The sequence below is a fragment of the Paramylibacter kogurei genome (assembly GCF_002742285.1).
GTDB classification, from domain to species: Bacteria; Pseudomonadota; Alphaproteobacteria; order Rhodobacterales; family Rhodobacteraceae; genus Amylibacter; species Amylibacter kogurei.
The window spans coordinates 58,637-81,676 of sequence record NZ_MDGM01000013.1; the positions used below are offsets into that span (position 1 = coordinate 58,637).

Annotated in this window: 22 protein-coding genes; 10 read left to right on the plus strand and 12 right to left on the minus strand. The window is 49.5% G+C overall.

Annotated elements, in window-relative coordinates; all coding sequences use genetic code 11:
- Positions 1–22 precede the first annotated feature (22 nt).
- From pstA to BFP76_RS12245, 3 genes are all read right to left on the minus strand, one after another.
- Positions 23–1,282, minus strand: coding sequence for a phosphate ABC transporter permease PstA (gene pstA / locus BFP76_RS12235; RefSeq protein WP_099594232.1), 1,260 nt, complete (start codon positions 1,280–1,282; stop codon positions 23–25).
- On the minus strand, positions 1,275–2,243 hold the full coding sequence (gene pstC / locus BFP76_RS12240) for a phosphate ABC transporter permease subunit PstC (RefSeq protein WP_099594234.1): 969 nt from the start codon (positions 2,241–2,243) through the stop codon (positions 1,275–1,277). The genes pstA and pstC overlap by 8 nt, the downstream gene beginning before the upstream one ends.
- Positions 2,244–2,427: 184 nt before the next feature.
- The gene (locus BFP76_RS12245; RefSeq protein WP_099594236.1) at positions 2,428–3,456 is read right to left on the minus strand and encodes a PstS family phosphate ABC transporter substrate-binding protein; all 1,029 of its coding nucleotides are present in this window, start codon (positions 3,454–3,456) and stop codon (positions 2,428–2,430) included.
- A gap of 343 nt (positions 3,457–3,799) precedes the next feature.
- On the opposite strand from BFP76_RS12245, the gene BFP76_RS12250 reads away from it, so the two are divergent.
- Positions 3,800–6,667: a LamG-like jellyroll fold domain-containing protein gene (locus tag BFP76_RS12250; RefSeq protein ID WP_099594238.1), complete on the plus strand. Its 2,868-nt coding sequence runs from the start codon at positions 3,800–3,802 to the stop codon at positions 6,665–6,667.
- A gap of 36 nt (positions 6,668–6,703) precedes the next feature.
- Here BFP76_RS12250 and pgeF read toward each other — a convergent pair whose 3' ends face one another.
- From pgeF to lgt, 3 genes are read right to left on the minus strand one after another with little or no spacing between them, the layout of a single operon-like run.
- Entirely contained in the window at positions 6,704–7,468 is a 765-nt protein-coding gene (pgeF, locus tag BFP76_RS12255) for a peptidoglycan editing factor PgeF (RefSeq protein WP_099594239.1), read from the minus strand.
- 1 nt (position 7,469) lies between these two features.
- Positions 7,470–8,534, minus strand: a complete 1,065-nt coding sequence (locus BFP76_RS12260; RefSeq protein ID WP_099594240.1) for a class I SAM-dependent methyltransferase — start codon at positions 8,532–8,534, stop codon at positions 7,470–7,472.
- Positions 8,531–9,430 (minus strand): prolipoprotein diacylglyceryl transferase, encoded by a 900-nt coding sequence (gene lgt / locus BFP76_RS12265; RefSeq protein WP_099594241.1) that lies wholly within the window; start codon positions 9,428–9,430, stop codon positions 8,531–8,533. The genes BFP76_RS12260 and lgt overlap by 4 nt, the downstream gene beginning before the upstream one ends.
- Positions 9,431–9,554: 124 nt before the next feature.
- Here lgt and BFP76_RS12270 point away from each other — a divergent pair, with 124 nt between their 5' ends.
- Positions 9,555–9,860, plus strand: a complete 306-nt coding sequence (locus tag BFP76_RS12270; RefSeq protein ID WP_099594242.1) for an accessory factor UbiK family protein — start codon at positions 9,555–9,557, stop codon at positions 9,858–9,860.
- Here the strand turns inward: BFP76_RS12270 and BFP76_RS12275 are convergent, their stop codons facing one another.
- Positions 9,861–10,466 (minus strand): glutathione S-transferase family protein, encoded by a 606-nt coding sequence (locus BFP76_RS12275; protein ID WP_240514054.1) that lies wholly within the window; start codon positions 10,464–10,466, stop codon positions 9,861–9,863. It lies immediately after the preceding gene.
- Between the two features lie 169 nt (positions 10,467–10,635).
- On the opposite strand from BFP76_RS12275, the gene rpmG reads away from it, so the two are divergent.
- Entirely contained in the window at positions 10,636–10,803 is a 168-nt protein-coding gene (gene rpmG / locus BFP76_RS12280) for a 50S ribosomal protein L33 (protein WP_008034579.1), read from the plus strand.
- Positions 10,804–10,858: 55 nt separating this feature from the next.
- Here rpmG and BFP76_RS12285 read toward each other — a convergent pair whose 3' ends face one another.
- The 3 genes from BFP76_RS12285 to BFP76_RS12295 form a co-directional block, all read right to left on the minus strand.
- Complete coding sequence (locus BFP76_RS12285) at positions 10,859–11,254, minus strand: MAPEG family protein (protein WP_099594243.1); 396 nt, start codon at positions 11,252–11,254, stop codon at positions 10,859–10,861.
- A gap of 70 nt (positions 11,255–11,324) precedes the next feature.
- The gene (locus tag BFP76_RS12290; protein WP_099594244.1) at positions 11,325–12,086 is read right to left on the minus strand and encodes a Bax inhibitor-1/YccA family protein; all 762 of its coding nucleotides are present in this window, start codon (positions 12,084–12,086) and stop codon (positions 11,325–11,327) included.
- Positions 12,087–12,304: 218 nt separating this feature from the next.
- Positions 12,305–12,520: a DUF1127 domain-containing protein gene (locus BFP76_RS12295; protein WP_099594245.1), complete on the minus strand. Its 216-nt coding sequence runs from the start codon at positions 12,518–12,520 to the stop codon at positions 12,305–12,307.
- Positions 12,521–12,643: 123 nt separating this feature from the next.
- Here BFP76_RS12295 and BFP76_RS12300 point away from each other — a divergent pair, with 123 nt between their 5' ends.
- The 5 genes from BFP76_RS12300 (at position 12,644) to hisN (ending at position 18,518) form a co-directional block, all read left to right on the plus strand.
- Positions 12,644–13,534 carry a LysR family transcriptional regulator gene (locus BFP76_RS12300; RefSeq protein WP_099594316.1) on the plus strand — a complete coding sequence of 297 codons (891 nt, stop codon included), beginning with the start codon at positions 12,644–12,646 and terminating at the stop codon, positions 13,532–13,534.
- Positions 13,535–13,669: 135 nt separating this feature from the next.
- A complete protein-coding gene (locus tag BFP76_RS12305; protein WP_099594246.1) occupies positions 13,670–15,031 on the plus strand; it encodes an adenylate/guanylate cyclase domain-containing protein in 1,362 nt (453 codons plus the stop codon).
- Positions 15,032–15,145: 114 nt separating this feature from the next.
- Positions 15,146–16,966, plus strand: coding sequence for a translational GTPase TypA (typA, locus tag BFP76_RS12310; RefSeq protein WP_099594247.1), 1,821 nt, complete (start codon positions 15,146–15,148; stop codon positions 16,964–16,966).
- A gap of 285 nt (positions 16,967–17,251) precedes the next feature.
- Entirely contained in the window at positions 17,252–17,632 is a 381-nt protein-coding gene (locus BFP76_RS12315; RefSeq protein ID WP_099594248.1) for a helix-turn-helix domain-containing protein, read from the plus strand.
- 85 nt (positions 17,633–17,717) lie between these two features.
- Positions 17,718–18,518, plus strand: a complete 801-nt coding sequence (gene hisN, locus BFP76_RS12320; protein WP_099594317.1) for a histidinol-phosphatase — start codon at positions 17,718–17,720, stop codon at positions 18,516–18,518.
- Here the strand turns inward: hisN and BFP76_RS12325 are convergent.
- Positions 18,515–19,438, minus strand: a complete 924-nt coding sequence (locus BFP76_RS12325) for an alpha/beta hydrolase (RefSeq protein WP_099594249.1) — start codon at positions 19,436–19,438, stop codon at positions 18,515–18,517. The two genes, hisN and BFP76_RS12325, sit on opposite strands and share 4 nt — an antisense overlap.
- A gap of 5 nt (positions 19,439–19,443) precedes the next feature.
- The gene (locus BFP76_RS12330) at positions 19,444–19,734 is read right to left on the minus strand and encodes an SCP2 sterol-binding domain-containing protein (RefSeq protein WP_099594250.1); all 291 of its coding nucleotides are present in this window, start codon (positions 19,732–19,734) and stop codon (positions 19,444–19,446) included.
- 136 nt (positions 19,735–19,870) lie between these two features.
- On the opposite strand from BFP76_RS12330, the gene BFP76_RS12335 reads away from it, so the two are divergent.
- Positions 19,871–20,392, plus strand: a complete 522-nt coding sequence (locus BFP76_RS12335) for a tetratricopeptide repeat protein (RefSeq protein WP_099594251.1) — start codon at positions 19,871–19,873, stop codon at positions 20,390–20,392.
- Between the two features lie 2 nt (positions 20,393–20,394).
- Positions 20,395–23,037 (plus strand): helicase-related protein, encoded by a 2,643-nt coding sequence (locus BFP76_RS12340; protein WP_099594252.1) that lies wholly within the window; start codon positions 20,395–20,397, stop codon positions 23,035–23,037.
- Positions 23,038–23,040 lie beyond the last annotated feature (3 nt).

Consider the following 23,040-nt stretch of genomic DNA (forward strand, 5'->3'; position numbering starts at 1 on the left):
CTGTTACAACGTTATTCATGATCTAGAACCTTTTCTCGAATTTCTTGCGCAGGAAAATGGCCAACAGATTCATCAGAACCAAGAAAACCAGCAAGACAATAATTGCAGCGGATGTTTTTTCGACGAATGCACGTTCAGATGCATCAGCCCAAAGGAAAATTTGCACAGGAAGTGCAGCAGCGGGTTCAACAATGGATGTCGGAACATCGGCGATGAACGCCACCATACCAATCATCAACAATGGTGCAGTTTCACCCAATGCCTGTGCCATGCCAACGATTGTTCCTGTCAGGATACCGGGCAAGGCCAATGGTGCCACATGATGGAACGTGGCCTGAACGGGGCTTGCGCCCATGCCCAAGGCCGCTTCGCGGATGGATGGGGGAACCGCACGTAATGATGCGCGCGCGGCGATGATGATCGTAGGCAATGTCATCAATGACAACACCAAACCACCCACCAATGGTGTGGAACGTGGCAACCCAAATGTATTGAGCAACATCGCCAAACCAAGCAAACCGAACACAATGGATGGCACCGCGGCCAGATTGTTAATGTTTACCTCGATGAATTGCGACAATCGGTTTTTCGGTGCGAATTCTTCCAGATAAATCGCCGCCAAAATCGCAATTGGAAAGGATACAAAGAAACACACAGAAAGTGTCAGCAACGATCCCATCAGGGCGCTTAAAATCCCTGCCAATTCGGGTTCACGTGAATCGCCGTTGGTGAAAAACTTGGAATTGAAATGGCGATTAACGCTATCGTTATTTTCCAAGGTTTCAAGCCAGCTAATTTCCAAATCGGACATGCGGCGCTCGTCTTCGGGCAGGTCACGATCAACCGAACCGCTGATTACCAGATCGGCATCATCGGATGCGGTGAACCACAATTTTTGCGGGCCACCCAGAATGGAAGGATCGGCCAGAATGTGATCGCGCAGCTCAAAACCCAAATCAACGCTGAGCAGGCCATATAGTTTGCGTTTATCGCCACGGCTTGTCACCTCTGGGAATGTTTCGCGCAGTGATTTTTTCATCAAACTGTCAAAGCTGGTCGCCTCGATATCGTTTGGATCAATATTTTCCGCGCTCAGATCAACCGTGACGGCGATTTCCGAAGTTGTCAGCGCACCTTTGCCTTGGAGGATGATCGATCCAACCATGAACACAAGAAATGCGAGCGAGATTGCGATTGCGCCACGACCAAACCATTTGAAGCGTGTTTCAGATGCTTCGCGCGATTTACGCAGACGGGTAGGGGTTGTCAGCATACTAGTCATATTGTTCTCGATATTTGTTGACGATCTTCAAAGAGATCACGTTCAAAATAAGGGTGACGATGAACAACAACAGACCCAACGCAAATGCGGATAGGGTCTTGGCGCTGTCAAATTCTTGGTCGCCGGTGAGCAATGCAACGATTTGCGCGGTGATGGTTGTGACCGCCTCTAGCGGGTTCGCTGTCAGATTGGCGGCCAGACCAGCGGCCATCACAACAATCATCGTTTCACCAATGGCGCGAGATGCCGCCAAAAGCAAACTACCCGCGATACCAGGGATCGCAGCGGGCAATATCACCTTGCGAATTGTTTCGCTGTCGGTGGAACCAAGCCCAAGGGATGCATCGCGCAATGATTGGGGCACGGCGTTAATCACATCATCAGACAGGGATGAAATCAGCGGGATAATCATAACCCCCATGATTAAACCTGCGGCCAATGCGCTTTCGGATGAAACGTTTAGCCCAACGCTTTCACCTGTGGAACGCAGCATCGGTGCCACCACAAGTGCGGCAAAGAAACCGTAAACAACGGTTGGGATGCCAGCCAAAATTTCCAACAAAGGTTTCACCCAGTTGCGGGTGCGTTTGCTGGCATATTCCGACAGGTAAATCGCGGAAAACAATCCCAGCGGTGTGGCCACACACATGGCAATAAATGAAATCAACAATGTCCCTGTGATCAAAGGCACGGCACCAAAACTGCCCTCTGCGGCGACTTGGTCTGCGCGCAGGGCTGTTTGGGGGCTCCATTTCGTGCCGAACAGGAATTCGGACATTGGCACGCGTTCAAAAAATCGGATGGATTCAAACAGCAAGGAAAAGACAATCCCAACAGTGACAAGAATGGCCACAAGCGAACATGCAATCAGCACGCCAGTGACCAACATTTCAACCGTCTTGGATCTATTTCCCGCCGTGATATTCAGCTTGGCAGCTGTTGCAGCGTTTTTGGGCGACATAGGTTTATCCCAGAATTATTTTAGATAAATCCGATTCTCTCGGACGCGTTAACACTTACGGAAATCGTGTAACAATTATGTAGAATCAATGTAACAGTTTTGTAAAATGACGCCGTGAGGCACAGGATTTTTGTTACAAAAAAGGGGGCCAAAGCCCCCTTTCAAATTCACGATGTCGATGTGATTACATAGACAGGTTGTTCAAGCCGGTGATGGATGCTTTCCACTCTTTGCGCTCTTCGTCTTGCATTGGGATCAAACCTTTGTCTGCAAGATAACCGTCTTCGCCCCATGCATCTTCTGATGTGAATTCAGCCAAGAATTCGCTGATGCCAGGAACGGTGCCAACATGTGCTTTTTTCACGTAGAAGAACAATGAACGTGACACTGGATAGTCACCTGTTGCGATGGCTTCGAATGTTGGTGCAACACCGTCGATTTTTGAACCTTGAACGCTGTCAGAGTTTTGCTCAAGGAAGCTGAAACCAAAGATACCGAATGCGGCTGGGTTTGCTTGCAATTTTTGAACGATCAAGTTGTCGTTTTCGCCAGCTTCAACAAATGCGCCATCTTCACGGATTGTGTGACAGATTGCTTTGTGGTCGTCTTTTGACATGGCTTTGATTGATTCAAACTGATCACAACCGCCTTCCATGGCCAGTTCCAAGAACGCATCACGTGTACCAGATGTTGGGGGTGGGCCCAAAACTTCGATTTTCACCGCTGGCAATTGTGCGTTGATTTGGTTCCATGTTGTGTATGGGTTTGGCTCTGTGCCACCGTCCGCTGTTGGAACGTCTTTGGCCAATGCCAAGAAGATATCTTTCAAAGATACTTCGAATTGATCAGATTCTTTAGAGTTTGCAAATACGATGCCGTCATAACCGATTTGTGCTTCTACGATGTCGGTGATGCCGTTTGATGCACAAAGCTCAACTTCGGATGCTTTGATGCGGCGCGATGCGTTTGTGATGTCTGGGTGTTCTTCACCAACACCAGCACAGAACAATTTCAAACCACCACCAGAACCAGTTGATTCAACAACAGGTGTTTTGAATTCTGTGTTTTTGCCAAAACGCTCTGCAACTGTTGTTGAGAACGGGAATACAGTTGATGAACCAACGATTTTGATTTGATCGCGATCTGCGAATGCTGGTGCAGCAACAGCAGTTGCCAGCGCGACAGCAGAAATAGAAAGTGTTTTAGTGAACATATGTTCGACCCCAAGTTTTGTTAAACGACCCGATTCTTTCACGGATGCCGATGATCTAAGCGGGCTGTGTGACAGTTGGGTTTAGGTTTTGTAACAAGTTTGTAAAATTGCAAGTTGTGAACAAATCGGCATATTTCAGCGAGATTTCCATCTGTTCACAAAAATCTTTGGCGATGACAAAACTGTGATGTAAACCCAAAGTTGCACGCAAGCAGCGCAAGGGGTTGTTACACGCGCATTTGTACCGAGTTACCCGATTTTAAACCAAAATAACTTTTGCCATCAAAAACGCATGTTTTGCGGGTAATTTGATGTTCATGCCAATGATAATAGGAATTACGCGATGCCAATTACGTCAATATCTGATCTTGATCCAGTTTTCACAGCAGAATCACCGCGCACTTATACAGGTGCATCGGGCGGATATATGGATGTTGGCCGCGACAGGTCGATGGAAACGGCCAATACCACGATTGCGCTGACGTTTTCAGTGTCACAATTCAACGGAACAATGGCATTGGTTTCACGTGACAGCGATGGGCGCGATACGGGCGGAGGGTTTACCGTTTGGGTGAACGAAGATGGCGAATTGATTGTTACCCAAGACAGCCGCGATTCCACCGCTTGGATTCGTGTGCCGGATTTGGAACTGGGCCGAAATGACGATCACCATTTGGCTGTGTCCTTTGGTGATGACGGGATCATGATTTATCTGGATGGTGAATTGGTCGCCGCTGAACCAGAATTTGCACAAGGTTTGGAATCCAATCGTAACGGATTTGTGGTGGGTGCAACGCGGGCATGGCGCGATGAACAAACCGATGATGCGCATAGCATCTTTTACGGCACCATTAGCGACGTCGCGGTGTTTGACAGCCAGCTTTCAACCCAAGACATCGCAGGTCTTGCCGCAATATCAGATGCCGATCTTGGCGAAGCAGCACTTGATGATTTGGCCATGTCCGAATTGATGCGCGCATTTGATCAAATTCACCATGCATCCGAAAATTTCCAAGACATTGCAGGCCGGTTTGGATTTTCCATGCATGATGGCTATGAACGCGATCTGGTTATGCAAACGGGCAACGGGCGCGATAACACGCTGGACGGTGGTGCAGATGCGGATGGCCTGAATGGCGGATATGGCAACGATGCATTGTTTGGCGGGCAAGGGCACGATGTTTTGCAAGGCAACTATGGCAATGATAATCTGGATGGTGGATCAGGGCGCGATATTCTGGATGGCGGCCACGGCGAAGATACCTTGAATGGCGGCGCGGGTGGGGATTTGTTGATTTCCACCGCTGATGCGCGTGAACCACGTATCGCCAATGTCCCTGGGCGCGACGAAGGTGATCCGCGCAATGTGATCAACAACGGTCACTATTATGAAAATCAACCAATTCCGGGTGATGACATCCTTATCGGTGGAAGTGGCGGCGACATCTTTTATTTCCGTACATTGATCAACGCCCAAGAACGTTTCATCGAAGAACACACACGCGCAGATGGCACAATCAACTGGCATGGTGTGGCGGGCGAAAACGACGCCTTGCACGATCACTGGGTGGATACGTTGGGCAATGATGTGGTGATGGATTACGACCGATCCGAAGGCGATCGTATCGTGATCGAAGGCCACACCACAGAAATCGGCACCATTGAATATGGTGACGCAAATGGCGACGGTGTGATCGACCATTCGATCATTTCAATCTATTCCGACCAAGGTAATGGTGGCGCGCACCATATGGATCAACTTGGCACGATCACGGTTTATGGCGACATTGTTCGCGAAACCGATATCGAACATACATCTGCACCTGCATATGGGATCGTCACAACAATTGACGAGCTTGAAGAAGCGATCGAACCCACACGCATTGATGACAACACTGGCGCAATCCAAGCGCCCGAAACGCTGGTCACGGCAGGGAATATTTCGCGTGGCGGACACGAAGCCGTTTTCGCAATTGCAGGTTCACATGAATACCAAGACGCACGCGGCGGCGCATTGGCATTTGAATCCCGCGATGAATTTCGCAATCGCGACACAACCGTTACATTTACGTTTAATGCAAATACTTTGGACGAAAACCAAGCGCTGTTTTCACGTGATGCCGATGGATATGGCGCAGCCCACACAACCGTCTGGTTGGAAGATGATGGTGATTTGATTATCCGCATTCAATCGCGCACAGAATCCTATTATTTGCGGGTTGATGGTGTAATCGAAGCTGGCCAAGATTATGACTTTGCGCTGAATATCGGGCGCAGCGGTGCCGCCGTTTATATTGACGGTGTGCGCATGGCCTATGATCGCGGAATCCGTGAAACTTGGGCGCAAAACCACGAAGCCTTGGTCGTGGGTGCAACGGGTTGGTCATCTGATTCACGTGACATGAACAATATCAACACACATTTTGATGGCACGATCAGCGACTTTGCCGTGTTTGACAGCGCGTTGGACGCAGAAGATTTGAATAACGGTGAAACCCGTGACGACACGATCTACTTTGATCGTCCGATCAACCGTTACAAATTCGATGTTGATGACAATGGACGCCTTGTCGTTTCATTCCGTGGCGACGAAACCGTTATTCGCAACAGCACCGATTATCTGCAATTTGAAAATGCAGGGATCGCGGTGGCGGATGTGTTGATCGACAATGATCGTGAACATCGCCTTGATGGTGGTGCGACATCGGATGTTCTGATGGGGCTTGGCGGAGCAGACAGTCTGTTTGGCGGCGCAAATGACGATTTCATTTTTGGCGGTGCGGGCGATGACGACATGTTTGGCGGTGACGGCGAAGATTACATGATCGGTGCCAATGGCGCCGATTATCTGGTTGGCGGCGACATGACCGATTTCATCTATGGCGGTGATGGCAATGATGAATTGAAAGGCGAAGACGGCAATGATTTGATGTATGGCGGTCTTGGCGATGATTACATCTATGGCCAAAGCTGGGGATCAGAAGGCAACGCATCAAGTGATCGCGCGGTGTATGACGGTAACTTTGCCGATTACACAATTACGGTTGAAACATTCTATCATTCTGGTCGCGGCGAAGATGTGGATCGTTTGATCATCACCGATCACGCATCTGGTGGTGCGGATGGATATTATGAAGGGCGCGATGTGTTGATGGATATCGACTATTTGGTATTTGAAGACCAAACCGTTGCTGTTGCAGATATTTTATAACAAACTTTGGCGCTGTTGAAATATCACAGCGCCAGTTTAAGTTATTGAAATCGCGGAAATAAGCCGCCCGTAATCGGGTTCTTTCAGATGTGTCATGCGCCGATATGAATAGAACCGATCAGGTTCTGCATATGTGCAATGCCCCGTCCAATTGGCGGATGCAACGCCTGCGTTTCGCAAGCCGTTCAACACGAAACTTGGCAAATCGAACTGGTATTTATCTGCAACATGGCTTTGTGCGAAATAGCGGCTATTTTCCATGTCATCGGCAATGAAGTCTTCGAAAAATTCGATGCTGACTTCGTAATTGCGTTGGCTGATACAGGGGCCAACGGATGCGTGGATATTGGCGCGATCTGCCCCCAACATTTCCATTGCCTCCACAGTGGCGCGTGCAACGCCGCGTTTGGCACCTTTCCACCCTGAATGTGCTGCGCCAATCACACCTGCATTTACATCGGCAAACAGGATCGGCGCACAATCGGCGGATAATACACCCAGCGCGATACCGCGTGTTTTTGTCACCATCGCATCGGCCTTGGGTTTTTCACCCACAATTGGCGCTTCAACATGGATCACATCGGGGGAATGCACCTGATAGACGGAACACAGATGATCATGTTTCACGCCCAACGCATCGGCCACCATGCCACGGTTGATTGACACCACATCACATTGATCACTGGACCCTTGGCCACAGTTCAACCCCTTGAAAACACCCGCAGAAGCACCGCCGCGACGGGTGAAAAATCCGTGTTGAAATCCCGATAAATTATCGGATGTGATGATTTCCAATGTCATGCTAACCCTCGAATCCAGCGGGCAGGGGCGCGTTGTGTGGTACAACCGCCAGCGCTTTGAAAAGTGTCCCCATTTCTGATGGATGGGTCAAGCGTTTGTGCGCAGCGATATGATTTTCCAGCGCATCGCCAGACAGCTTTGCCGCCAGTTGTTGCGCACGTGCGGTGATGCCAAGACGTTCCAGCAACACACCTTGGGGGGTCAGTTGTGAAATTTTGGCATGCGTTTTGGCGGTTTCACCAAGCGCGTGAAAATCCACATGCGCGGTTAAATCAGCGCATCCAACATCCAATAACGGATCGGATTTTTCATGGTTTTTGATTGCTTGGAACGTATCGCCATGTGTGCCCCAGTCACCGTAATCCAACGCAATGAACGCACCACCAAAATTCGCGATATGGCGCGATATTGTGTCCATAATCGCATTGCCGGCGGTTGATGTTTCAATGATCGCCCCTGTTGGTAAATCGGCGCGCGTGCGAAATAAATCTGCAGGGCTTTGCGTGCCAAGCACGAAATGAAACGCATCATTTTCAGCGCCGATCATCTGTTCCTGCCAGCCTGTATCGTTGCGGCGATATTGACGGATTGGCAAACAGTCGAAAAATTCATTTGCCACCATAAACAGCGGCCCATCGGGCAGGGCGGCCACGGAATCAAGCCATGTGACATCAAACCCTGACAATGTTTGTTTTTGCACAGCTTGCAATGTTGGGCTGGCCTCGATCAGGATCACATTCATCGCTGCGTGAAAATTTGGAACGGATTTGGTCGCACGCAAAATATCACCCATCAATGTCCCCTTGCCGGGTCCAATTTCACACAGATGAAACGGGGCGGGTGATCCTTGGTCAAGCCATGCTTGCGCCAATGACAACCCGATCAATTCACCAAACATCTGGCTGATTTCAGGGGCGGTGACAAAATCACCGCCGCGCCCAATCGGGGTGGTGGTGGTGTAATAGCCATGATCGGGATGCAACAAGGCCTGTGTCATAAAATCCGCGACACTGATCGGGCCAACACGCGCGATTTGGCGCAGCAATATTTCATGCAGCGGGGTCATGCGCGTCGCTTTGCATAAATGATGATGGCGATGCCGATGAATACCATGGGCAGCGACAATAGCTGCCCCATGGACAGACCGAAACTATCCACATCTGTGCCCAAACGGATCACACGGCCAAACGGATTATCGGGTGTGATGAATTGTGCGTCTGCTTGGCGGAAACCTTCGACAAATGTGCGGGCTAGCCCGTAGCCAAGGAAAAACACCCCGATGATAATACCCGGTGTTTTCAACGCATTGCGGCGCAAAATCAGATAGGCAATGGCGGCGAATAATATCAAACCTTCGAGCATCGCTTCATAAAGCTGGCTTGGATGGCGTGCGCAAAGCTCGCCCAAGGCTTGGCCACAGGATTGCGCCGCCTCTGTTGGGAAAATGACGCCCCATGGCGCATCTGTGGGGCGTCCCCAAAGTTCGGCATTGATGAAGTTGGCAATCCGCCCAAGGAACAAGCCAAAGGGCGCACCACTGGCAATCGCATCGCCAACTGACCAAGCGGGAAGCTTGTTTTTCCAGCAAAACAACAATCCGGCCAAAACCACGCCGATAAATCCGCCATGAAAAGACATGCCGCCCTCCCATATGCGCAAAATCCGTGCGGGTTCGGCGATAAATTCGCCAAAATTGTAAAACAGGATATAACCAACGCGCCCGCCAAGGATCGTGCCGATTACCATCCAGGTTAACAAATCCTCTACGTGTTGTTTTTGCATCGGCGCGGTATCATCCCGCCACAAATGGGGGCGTGCAACCAGCGCGATGATCCAACGCCATGCCAACAGAAAGCCAACGATATAGGCAATCGCATACCAATGGATCTCAAATTCACGCCCAAGGATTTCGAATGACACCAGCACGGGATCAATATCTGGAAATGGTAAAAGGGCGATCATGAAATGCTCCGACTTGTTTTAGGGGGTTTTTGGCCTGCGACGCTTTGTTGTCAAGCATTCGCTTGGCAATTGGCGCAATTATCCCCATATAGTGAACAGGGAACCGCGAAATGGAGAATACCCAATGTCGACACCAAATAAATTTTTCGATGATATGTCCGCAATCATGACCAATGCCATGGGTGTTGCCCAAGGTGCCAAGGACGAAGCGGAAACCGCCATGAAAAGCTGGATCGATCGTTGGCTGGCGGATCGTGATTTTGTCACACGCGAAGAATTTGATGCGGTCAAGGCAATGGCGCAAAAGGCACGCGTTGAAAACGATGCGCTGATGGCGCGGATTGATGCGCTGGAAGCAGCGGCAAAGCCGACACCGCGCAAAGCAGCGGCGAAAAAGCCAGCGGCCAAGAAACCAGCGGCGAAAAAATAATCACACGGCAAGCGCGCGTTTCACGGCCGCGCGTTCATTCATGGCTGCACTATGTTTTGTGATGGCGGGCAGGGCGTTCATATCCACGCCATCCCCCGTTAACCAACGGCTGATTGCAAACAGATAGGGATCGGCGATTGTATAATGATCGCCCATCACCCACGGCCCGCGCAGATATTCACGTTCGATCAATTGAAAACATTCCAACATGTTTTGGGCAACCTTGGTGCGCATATCATTGAATGATGATTCTTGTGTCGCCCAGCGCCCCCCGCGCAGTTTATGGGCATGGTTCACATGAACGGTGCTAGCAAGATAGCTGTTAAATTCCTGCATCTTGGCAAATTGATAAGGGTCCGTTGGTGCGAGTTTGGCGGCGGGAAACATCGTGGCCAGATATCCCAAAATCGCGATGGTTTCGGTGATAACCCCATTATCCGTGACCAACGCAGGCACGCGCCCCTTGGGATTGATACCAAGGTATTCAGGGGATTGTTGCGCGGCGGCCCCAATATCAACCAGAATGGTTTCGCATTTCGCACCCGTTTCATGCAATGCAATCAGGCTGGCCAATGCGATGGTTTGCGGATTGTGGTATAATTTCATCAGATGATCCCCGTTTGGCACAGGCTAGCGCAGGTGTGATTACTATGAAACCAAATATTGCGCGGTGTTTTGAATGAATCTTGGGCTTTGGCGCTTGACTCGTGTTACCCAGCGGTTAAAAGGCCATTTCAAGATTTCGCGGGATTGCCCCGCTGTACGGAGAAATATTATGGCGAAGCCAACCACAATTAAAATCCGCCTGAATTCCACAGCGGATACTGGCCACTTTTACGTGACCAAGAAAAATGCCCGCACCATGACTGAAAAAATGGTTGTGAAAAAATATGACCCAGTTGTGCGCAAGCACGTGGAATACAAAGAAGGTAAGATTAAATAATCTTAACCGCTTTAATTGAATTTAAGCCGCGCCTTTGAGCGCGGCTTTTTCGTTTTTAGAATAACAATCCGATAATCAGGCACAGGATAATTGCGATCTGTGCGATCATTGTTGCCAGCATTCCGTATTGGCGAAATGTGTGTTTTGCGCCGATGTCCAAGAAATAATACCCATGCGCCAAACGCCCAATAACAAATAGTGCTGCGATAATCGCAAGAACGGTGCATGACGCCATTTGTTGATATTCCACCAATCCCAGCAGGATCAAAAATAGCGGTGCTTGTTCCACGTTGTTGGCATGCCCGCGAATGCGTTTCATCACGGTTTTGTTGTTGGCATCACCATGCACGATCCGTTCGGATCTGCGCATTTTGATCACGCTGATGGTTTGTGCCAACATCCATATGGCCATGATAACGGCGGTGGCGCTTGTGACGATTAATGTGGTCATGTTTTTCCCCTGTAAGATATAAAAAAGGCCGGAACGTTTGTCCGGCCTTTGGTGTTTATGATGGCGATGATTATTCGCTGCTGCCCATGAAGTTCAGCAAGAACATGAACATGTTCAAGAAATCCAAGTACAAGTTCAACGCGCCCATGATTGCCGCTTTGCCCAACCATTCGGTTTGGCCAGCAGATGCCATGGCGATATATGTGTTTTTGATGTTTTGCGTGTCATAGGCTGTTAGGCCTGCAAATACCAAAATACCAATCAATGAAATCGCGAATGACAGACCAGCGGAACCGATCCAGATGTTTAGCAATGATGCAACGATCAGGCCAATCACACCCATGATCAAGAATGAACCCCATGCAGAGATATCACGCTTGGTTGTGTAGCCGTACAAAGACAAGCTGGCAAAAGCGATTGCAGTGGCCAAGAATGTTGTTGCAATGGATGTGCCAGTATAGATGGCGAAGATCCAAGATATGGACAGGCCCATCACCGCAGAAAATAGGATGAACACACCGCGTGCTGTGTTTTCAGACATGCGGTTAATCCCAGCGCCAAAACCAAATACGATGGCAAGCGGGGCGAACATGATGATATAGCGCACAGGGCTTGTGAACATTGTTTGTAATAGTTCAGGCGATAGGAATGACGTTTCCTGCCCTGCGCGTGCAGCGGCAAAATCCATACCCACGACATAGGCAATCACTGCTGTGACCAGCATACCCAAAGACATGATACCGTAAACACGGTTCATGTGGCTGCGCAGACCTTCGTCGATGTCAGACATCGTTCCCGCGCCGGCGCGGCGGATTGTTTCAAAATCGGCCATTATACTCTCCTCAAAGGTTGGCTTGGCGCAAAATGCGCTCTTGAAACAAATATTGGTGAAATGGCGCTAAACTTCAAGGTAAATCACGGGAATGTTTACCAAAATGTTCCGAATTTCGGGTTTTTAGCACAAGAAACAAAAAACCCCTGCAAAAGAATTGCAGGGGTGCATGCTTGGGGGAGTGAAAGCATTAACTTTTGTGTGGGTATTTGCCGCGCTTATTTGCGAAAATAAACGGGTGCATCCCACAATGATTTGCGTTGTTCCTGTGCGATATCCTGTTTGGTCAGGCCAATGTCATTCAATGCGCTCAATGGCAGGTTTGCCAGTTGTTTGCGTTGACGGTGCAACGCATTCATCGCAACGATTTTTTGCAAAAAGGATTTTTGGTGGCGTGGTGCACCAGCAAAGGATTTGGTTGGAGCGTATGACATCTGATTACCCTTTCCGTTTTGTTATGTAATCTGTGGTTTTGATCAATTTTCTTGATTGTTATGGCAGAGTGTGATGTATTTGAAAAACGAATGATTGTGACCAAACCCATCAAGGATTGTGATGTGATACGAAATCTGGATATGACCGCGCTGCGCTCGTTTGTAACTGTTGCTGATGTGGGTGGCGTAACCAAAGCCGCCGCGCAATTGCATTTAACCCAATCGGCAGTGTCGATGCAGTTAAAGCGATTAGAAGAATCCATGGGATTGCAATTATTGGATCGTTCCGCGCGAAGCGTTGCGTTAACCGCGCAGGGGGAATTATTGCTGAGCTATGGGCGCAAATTATTGGCGTTGAATGACGAGGCTTGGAATCGTCTGACCGCCGATGATTTCGAAGGCGAGGTCACATTGGGTGTACCCCACGATATTGTTTACCCCCATATCCCACAGGTTTTGCGCCGCTTTAAACAGGAATTTCCACGGGTTAAGGTGAACCTGTTGTCATCCTTTACCGTGGAATTGAAACGCAAGTTGGAACGCGGCGAGGTTGATTTGATTTTGGGAACAGAAGCACGCTGTCCCGATGGTGCCAGCGTGATCGCGGCATCTGGTTTGACATGGTTTGCCGACAAAGAAAGCCGCATCTGGAATCAACGCCCATTGCCGTTAGCCTATGAAGATCACTGTTTATTCCGATCCTATGTGATCGAAGCGCTGGACCAAGCCGGCATCCCGTGGGAGGTGGTCGTTGAAACCAAACATGCCCGTACGGTAGAGGTCAGCGTCAGCGCAGGATTGGCATTGCATGCCTGTTTGAAAAGCACACAGCAACCCGATTGGTGCGAAGTGCCCGCCGATGCAGGATTGCCCGCCTTGCCCGAATTTTTGATCACGATGCAAAAAGCAAACCCACAGGATGTTTTGCTGGATCGTCTTGGTGAATTGATCATTGCGGAATATAAAAATGGTTTATACCCGCGCAAAAAATCACCCGCATTGGTTGCGGTGTAATTTGCGCACGACCAATGGTTGTTGTGGCGTTGGTTTTTGGAACATCAATTCTGGGGTGAAAAGCGTTTCGCCTTTTATTTAACGTGTATTTGTGCAGATGCTGCTGGTATCATCTGTGATTAGCGATTGGGTGTTATGTCAAAGCGTAAACAAAGCTATCAAGATTATTTTACGGAACGCCCGATGCGTGCCAGTGAAATGGATTCGATTGCACCAACGGTTGGGCTTGCTAAATGTTTACCCATTGGTCACAGCGAAACCGACACTCCATTCAGTAAACGCATTAAGTCATTGTTTGCATTTGTGTTGATCGCATTTTGCATTCCCGCAACGATTTTTTACTTTGATCCAAATCGGACACCTTATGTTCATGCGGTGGATTTGTTCATAATCGGCATTAGCGTCGTCACGCTGGCCGTTTTGCATTTCACCCAAAAGGCATGGTTGGCATTTGATGTTTTGGGAACGGCGGTGGCCCTGGTCATGGTATTTAGTTTTTCTGTCGTGGGGAACAGAGGTGCCGATTTATTGGTCCCGGTGTTTTTCCCACTGCTCGCGATTACGGTCAGGGGGCCGCATAAATCGTGGATATGGCTTGTTGTGATCGTTGGGGTGGAGGCATTGGTTTATGGGATCGCACCGTATTTACCAGAATTTAACCACCCGTGGATGGTCACCGCGCTCAACCCCACGGGATCATTGTTTCATTCGCCACAAAAGCTCCCGATTACGCAAGGCGCGATAAGCGTTGCGATTGTTTTGACGGTGTTCATTTATTTTCTGGTGCACTATGCCTATGTCGAGGCGCTAAAGGCACAGGTTATCGCCAAGGAACAGGCCGAACAACTGGCCGTGGCCTATAGCCAATCTGATCGGTTGTTGCAAAATATCTTGCCCCGATCCGTGGTGGAACGGTTAAAGGAAAACCCAGAACAATTGATCGCGGATGATTTGCCCGATGTGGTGGTTTTATTTGCCGATCTGGTGGATTTCACGCCCAATGCATCGCGCATGCCAGCGGCAAAGCTGGTTGCCTTGTTAAATCAGGTTTTTTCCAAATTCGATGATCTGGTTGATGCCGCAGGGCTGGAAAAGATTAAAACATCGGGCGATGCATATATGGTTGCGGGGGGATTGAACAATGGCGGTGATGAAAACCTCGCAAAAATTGCCGAACTGGCACTGGATATGCGCCGCATCACACAAGAATTATCCTATAACGGGCAGGGCGCGATGAATTTGCGCATTGGTATCCACGTGGGTCCCGTCACCGCAGGCGTGGTGGGGCGGCTAAAGTTTTATTATGATATGTGGGGGGATACGGTAAATCTGGCGGCGCGTTTGCAAACCAGCGCAGAGATTGGCGAAATTCAAACATCAAAGGAAACGCGCGCACGTTTGGAAAATGTTTACGAATTTTCACCTGCAAAGACCAAACGGTTAAAAGGGTTGGGTGATCAACAGGTTTCCGCGCTTATTGGGCGCAAAGCGGGGTGATAATTGCGCGATACCCGTGTTACGCGCAGGGTTATCAACGATTAACACTAGCCAATCATTCATTTCTGGTCTAATGGCGCGTGGAACTCTTTCCTCCAATAAAGGCGCCTTGTTATGGACCTGAGAAATATTGCGATTATCGCCCACGTTGACCACGGTAAAACCACATTGGTTGACGAACTGTTAAAACAGTCTGGTATTTACCGCGAAAACGAAGCCACGCAAGAACGCGCGATGGACAGTAACGATCTGGAACGCGAACGCGGAATCACGATTTTCGCCAAGCCGACATCTGTGGTGTGGAACAACACACGTATTAATATCGTCGACACACCAGGCCACGCCGATTTTGGCGGCGAGGTTGAACGTATTCTGTCCATGGTTGACGGGGTGGTCTTGTTGGTGGATGCGGCAGAAGGCCCGATGCCACAAACCAAATTCGTAACATCCAAAGCCTTGGCGCTGGGCCTGCGCCCGATTGTTGTGGTGAACAAGGTTGATAAACCAGATGGTGAACCTGATCGCGCATTGGATGAATGTTTCGATTTGTTCGCAAGCCTTGATGCAACCGATGAACAGCTTGATTTCCCATCTATGTATGCCTCTGGCCGGAGCGGCTGGGCCGATATGGAACTGGATGGCCCACGCAAAGATTTATCCGCGTTGTTCGATCTGATTTTGGAACATGTTCCAGCCCCGAAACAAATTTCTGATCAAGACAAGCCATTCACCATGTTGGCAACAACATTGGGCGGCGATCCGTTTTTGGGTCGTTTGCTGACAGGGCGCGTTGAAACGGGCACAATGAAGGCAGGACAGCAGATCAAAGCAATGTCACGCGATGGCACATTGATCGAAAATTTCCGCGTCACCAAAATTTTGGCATTCCGTGGTTTGGAACAAACCGCAATTGAAACGGCAGAGGCCGGCGATATCGTGTCCATCGCAGGGATGGCCAAGGCAACCGTTGCCGATACATTGGCCGACACATCCGTGAACGAAGCGATCCCCGCACAGCCGATTGATCCGCCCACTATCACCGTAACCTTTGGCATTAACGATAGCCCATTGGCAGGTCGTGACGGCAAAAAGGTGCAATCACGCGTGATCCGTGAGCGTTTGATGAAAGAAGCGGAATCAAACGTTGCGATCAAAGTGTCCGACACTCCCGGTGGCGAAGCATTCGAAGTTGCGGGCCGTGGCGAATTGCAAATGGGCGTGTTGATTGAAAACATGCGCCGCGAAGGGTTTGAATTGTCAATTTCCCGCCCACAAGTTTTGTTGCGTGAAGAAGACGGTCAGAAAATGGAACCCATCGAAGAGGTGACCATTGACGTGGATGACGAATATTCTGGTGCGGTGATTGAAAAGCTGACCGGTGTACGTCGTGGCGAATTGACGGAAATGAAATCCGCTGGCGGTGGCAAAACCCGCATTATCGCCCATGTGCCTGCACGTGGTTTGATCGGGTATCACGGTGAATTTTTGACAGATACACGCGGTACGGGTGTTATCAACCGTGTGTTCCATGATTGGGCACCGTTCAAAGGCCCAATTCCTGGTCGTCGCGCAGGTGTCTTGATTTCGATGGAAAATGGTCAGTCCGTTTCATACGCGATTTTCAACCTCGAAGATCGTGGTAAATTCTTTATCGGCGCACAAGAAGACGTGTACCAAGGCATGATCATTGGTGAACATAACCGCGAAAACGATTTGGAAGTGAACCCGCTTAAGGGTAAAAAACTTACCAACGTGCGTGCATCTGGTACGGACGAAGCGGTTCGTTTGACCACACCTGTGACATTGTCATTGGAAGAAGCGATCGCCTATATCGATAATGATGAATTGGTAGAGGTAACACCAAACCACATTCGTTTGCGTAAACGTTACCTTGATCCTAATGAGCGTAAACGTATGAGCAAAGTCGCAAGTTAATCTTGCATTTTTGATTCATTTATCGCGAATCCCTTACAAAAGGAAATCTTTGCAAAATGCAAAGATTTCCTTTTTTTGTTAACCATAAGTCGTAATTTTTGCAAAAAATGCGACAGTTGGATAAGTTAATTTCATAAAAATATTGTTAATTTTCAACTTGTTAGGTGAAAAATTTTGTTACGTGAGGTCAAACCCCTGTGCGATGCGTTGGGGCGGTTTTTGCTGTATATTCTAAGGGAGTGAAACAATTAATGATCGCCTTAGGGTGAAGTAAGGGTAAATAGTATGAAACATCCAGTAGATGTGCATGTAGGTAAAAAAATTCGGTATCGTCGTTGGATGGTCGGAATGACACAGCAACAATTGGCTGAATCTGTGGGGATTAAATTTCAACAAATTCAGAAATACGAAACGGGCATGAATCGTGTTAGCGCATCCCGTTTGTGGGATATCGCCGAAACCTTAGAAGTGCCTGTGCATTTCTTCTTTGACGGCGTTCAAGACGGTGAAATCGAAACAGAAATCACAGCCCAACCCGCCGAAAGCGATACAGATCTGTTAGCAGACAAAGAAGCCTTGGCATTGGTGCGTTCATATTATGCAATCCCTGAAAACCAACGTCGCAAGCTGTTTGATCTTGCGCGTGTTTTGAGCGAAGCCGCCTAAGTTTTTGGATTAACCAGTATCGGCGGCTTGACCGTTGCCAATGATTATGAAATTCCCGTTGTGTGAACCACAGCGGGAATTTTTTATGCAAGAGCCCTCACAACTTCAAATTGAACTGATGACGGTTGCACATGAATTGGCGGATGCAGCGCGCCCCATCGCGCTTCGCTATTTTCGCAAATCCGCACAGGGGTTGGAAAATAAACTGTCGGATGGGTTTGATCCCGTGACATTGGCGGATCGCGAAATTGAACAAGCGATGCGCGATATTTTGACAGTGCAGCGCCCCGATGATGGTATTTTGGGCGAGGAATTCCCCGACATTCCCAGCAAATCCGGGCTGACGTGGGTGTTGGACCCGATTGATGGCACGCGCGGATTTATCAGCGGTACGCCAACCTGGGGCGTTTTGATTGCAATCAATGATGGTGATGCGCCCGTGTTTGGGATCGTTGATCAACCGTTTACGGGCGAGCGATATTGTGGTGGGTTTGGCACGGCGTTGTTGCGCCATGCGGGTCGTGAAATGCCACTGGAAACCCGTCAAACCACAACATTGTCGGAATCAGTCATTTTCACCACCTTTCCAGAGGTGGGCAGCACACAAGAAGGCGATGCATTCCACGCCGTTGCCGAGCAATGTAAATTAACCCGCTATGGTATGGACTGTTATGCCTATGCTTTGTTAGCGGCGGGGCAGGTGGATTTGGTGATCGAGGCGGGGTTAAACGCCTATGATATCCAAGGTCCCTTGGCCGTGATCGCGGCCGCAGGTGGCATTGTTACGGATTGGCAAGGTGGAGATGCGCAACATGGCGGGCGTGTGATTGCAGCGGCAAACGCAACCATACACGCCCAAGCGTTAGAGATTTTAGCGCGGTATTAATCCGCCAAAAATGATTCAATCCGTTTCCAGACATCTGCGGTGATGTGATCTTCTTCTAACATCACTTCGTGTTGGGCATTGTCCAAAATCACCAATTCACCGTTTGGCCATTTGTTCATCACGGTTCGAATGGCGTCTTTGCTTACGATTTGCTCGTTTGATCCCAAGAAACACAAACAATCGGTTTTGGGCGCGGGCATATCGCACAAAGTTGCGGTTTCTTCCATTGCGGCGCGCATCCAATGCACAGACGGGCCGCCCAGTTCCAAATCGGGAAAGCTGGAAATTTGTTTGCGGATCATTGCGTATTCATCGGCATTATTTGTCAGGGTGTTACCCTTAAATTCCTGAACCATTGCGTAATTCTGCAATGTGGTCGTCGGGGCAAGCTTTTCTGTCGTTCCCAATGCCGCGGACAGAGAGGACACCGCGCTGGCAACGGGTTTCATCATCGGGGACAGATAAATGCCCCACATGGGTGCGGAAAAAATAACCTTTTTCACAGGCAGACCGTTGTGCAACGCTCGAAGCCCGATTGCCCCACCCATGGAATGGCACAGTGCCGCTTCTGGTGCGGGGAAACCTTGTTCGGTGATGAATTCATTGACCGCGGCAATATCCAATTGGAAATCGGCAAAATCATCCACATGGCCGATGGTGCGCGATGCGCCAAAGTGATCGGATAATCCTTGGCCGCGCCAATCAACGGCAACCACGCTGTAACCCATTTCAACAAAACGGGTGGCAACCGCGCCGTATTTTTCAATATATTCGGTGCGTCCTTGGAACAATAACACCGTACCCTTGTCGCCGCCCTTCCAGCCGGCGACACGGATTCGTTTTCCATCAGAGCAAACCATCCATTTACAAATGGTACCCTTTGGCGCACGCGCCACTGATTTATGAAATGGCGCGTTCATAACGATTAACCCAGAATTGTACCCAGTTTCATCGCTTGTGACATGTCGCCATCAACCGCCAATTTGCCTGACATAAACGCAGATGTTGCGTTCACTTCGCCAGTCATAATGCCAGCAAGTGTTTCGGCGTCTGCTGTCATTGTGCATTCTGCATCATCATCGCGGGCAACCGCGCCGCTTTCGTTGATAATCAGTGAACCTTCGCCATCGACAACGATTTTGATTGAACCGTCAAAACCTTCTCCGCCCAGTTTTTCGTTGATCGCCGTTACGGCTGTATTGATTACATCACTCATTTTTGTCTCCTCTGAACCGACAAGGTTCTTTTCCTGATTGCGTGTCGCATGCTACGCTACGCGCACCATGCAGATTTATACCCATATATCAAAGCACGTCGTTGCGTTATTTCTAGTGTTTATTGTCGCGCTGGGAATGATTTCGCTTAAAAATGCGGTATTTGCACAAGAGTTGGCCGAAAATAGCGTGCTGGATGATCTGTTTGCACAATTGAAAGACCCAAATCAAACCAATCCCGAAGGTGTTGAAAAAAAGATTTGGCGCGAATGGTCGAAATCGGGTTCGGATGCGATGGATTATCTGTTGGAACGTGGACAAAAGGCCATGGAGGCAGGCGATTATGATGCCGCGATTGAACATCTGTCGGCGCTGATTGATCACGCCCCAGATTTTGCCGAAGGCTGGAACGCGCGCGCCACGGTGTTTTTCTTGATTGATGAATATGGGCTTTCTTTGTCGGATGTGCGACAGGTTTTGATATTAAACCCGCGACATTTCGGTGCATTGGCAGGGCTTGGTTCAATATACGAAGGTTTGAATCGCAAGGCCGAAGCATTGGCCGCATATGAACAGGTGTTGGAATTAAACCCACACCATGAACCCGTGAAACAGGCCGTGGCACGTTTGACCCAAGAATTAGAAGGCACCGCCCTTTAAGAATGTCGCTTAATCCATCTCGTATCTGTGCCGTGTTGGGGCCAACCAACACCGGCAAAACGCATTATGCCATCGAACGTATGTTGGCACATCGCACAGGAATCATCGGCCTACCATTACGATTACTGGCACGCGAAGTGTATGATCGCATTGTTGCGCTACGCGGCCCATCGGTTGTGGCGCTGGTTACAGGCGAAGAACGCATCGTGCCACCACGCGCCCAATTCTGGGTGTGTACGGTAGAGGCCATGCCCCAAGGCATGGGGGCGGATTTTGTTGCCATTGATGAAATTCAATTGTGCGCCGATCCTGAACGTGGGCATGTGTTTACCGATCGTTTGTTAAATATGCGCGGGCATCATGAAACGTTGTTCATGGGCGCATCCACCATGCGCGGCCCGATTTCACAATTGGTACGCGGTGTGGAATTTATGCAGCGTGATCGTTTTTCCGAACTGAATTACGCAGGTTCTAAAAAAATAAGCCGTATGCCCGCAAGAAGCGCGATCGTGGGATTTTCCGTTGATAATGTTTACGCCATCGCCGAATTGTTGCGCCGCCAAAAGGGTGGTGCCGCAGTGGTGATGGGGGCGTTGTCGCCGCGCACGCGCAACGCACAGGTTGAAATGTATCAAAACGGTGATGTGGATTATCTGGTTGCCACAGATGCCATTGGCATGGGGTTAAATCTGGATATCACCCATGTGGCATTTTCGGGATTGTCGAAATTTGACGGGCGAAAAATGCGCCGATTGATGCCAAATGAGCTATCTCAAATCGCCGGGCGAGCAGGGCGGTATCGCACATCTGGCACGTTTGGCGTGACGGGCGAAGCATCCCCATTGGAACCAGAGGTGGTGGAAGCCATCGAAAACCATCGCTTTACCCCGTTGAAAAAATTGCAATGGCGCAATTCAAAACTGTCCTTTGGGACAGTGGATGCCTTGATCAAATCATTGGAACAATCATCAAGCGATAACGTGTTGATCAAGGCACGCCCAGCCGAGGATCAGCGCACATTACAAGCGGTTTATAATGATGCTGAGGTCATGGCGCGCGCAAGCGATCCTGCATCGGTGCAATTGTTATGGGATACCTGTCGCATCCCCGATTTTCGCGGTATTTCATTTACCGATCATACCAATATCGTCGAACGTATTTTCAATTTCTTGCACGAATTTGGGCAGGTATCAGAAGACTGGTTTGCCAATCAAATCGCCCATATCGACAAAATCGGCGGTGGCATTGATAGTTTATCCAAGCGATTGGCATTTATCCGCACATGGACCTATGTTGCCCAAAGAAAGGGCTGGGTTGCCAATGAAAACTATTGGCGCGAGGAAACACGTGCAGTAGAAGACCGCCTATCAGATGCGCTCCATAGTGCATTAACACAACGATTTGTCGATCGGCGCACATCGGTTTTGATGCGCCGCTTGAAACAGAAGGAGAGCCTTGTGGCCGAAGTAGACAACAATGGTGGCGTAACCGTCGAAGGTGAATTTATTGGCCATCTGAATGGATTCAGATTCCAATTGGACAAAAGCGCATCGCCAGAAGAGGCGAAAACATTGCGTGCGGCATCTGTTGCGGCACTTCAGCCTGAATTCAATCTGCGCTCGGATCGTATGTATAATGCACCCGACACCGAATTTGATTTCACCGAACAGGGTGGATTGATGTGGGGCGAACATGCGGTTGGCAAATTGGTGGCAGGCGCGGATGCCTTGTCCCCCATGGTCGAGGTTTTCGTTGACGAAGAGGCCGGCGTTGATGTTGCCAAAAAGGTTGAACGCCGTCTGGCACATTTCATTGAACGCAAAATCGCCGCTGCATTTGAATCATTGATCGCACTGCGCGATGATGAGGCGGTTGTTGGTCTTGCACGTGGTTTGGCGTTTCGCCTTGTCGAAAGTCTGGGCGTGATCCCACGTTCGGTGGTTGCCAAAGAGGTGAAAGAGCTGGATCAAGACGGACGTGGTTTGTTGCGCAAACACGGTGTGCGTTTTGGCCAATACACGATTTTCCAACAGTTGATGTTGAAACCCGCGCCAACACGTTTGCGTTTGGTTTTGTGGTCTTTGCAAGAAGGTTTGGATGAATTCCCAGAGGCACCGCCCGCTGGTTTGGTCACAATCCCAGAGGTCAAAGGCGCACCAAAGGGTTATTACCCACGTGCAGGTTATCGTTTGGCGGGCACACGTGCGATCCGCATTGATATGTTGGAACGCCTTGCCGATTTGACCCGCGCCCAAGATGTGAAATCTGGGTTCGAGGCAAATGGTGATATGTTATCCATCACTGGCATGACCTTGGAGCAATTCGCCGATTTGATGCAAGGTCTTGGCTTTGCCGCGGAAAAAGGCGAGCGCGAAAAGGTGAAACCAGAGGCTGGCGAAGAAAAACCCGCAAAAGAGGGTGCAGAGGCCGAGGAAGAAACCACAGAAGTTTTCTATACCTTTAAATGGGTTCCAAAACAGCGTGCAGCACGCCCTGACAATCAGCAATCGCAAAAACCACGCAAGCCAAAAGGCAACGCGAAATCAACAGGCCCGAAAAAGCACAGCGCAAAACCACCGCGCAAGGATAAACCCGTTGATCCGGATAATCCGTTTGCGGCCCTGATGGCGCTTAAAGGTAAATAGCAT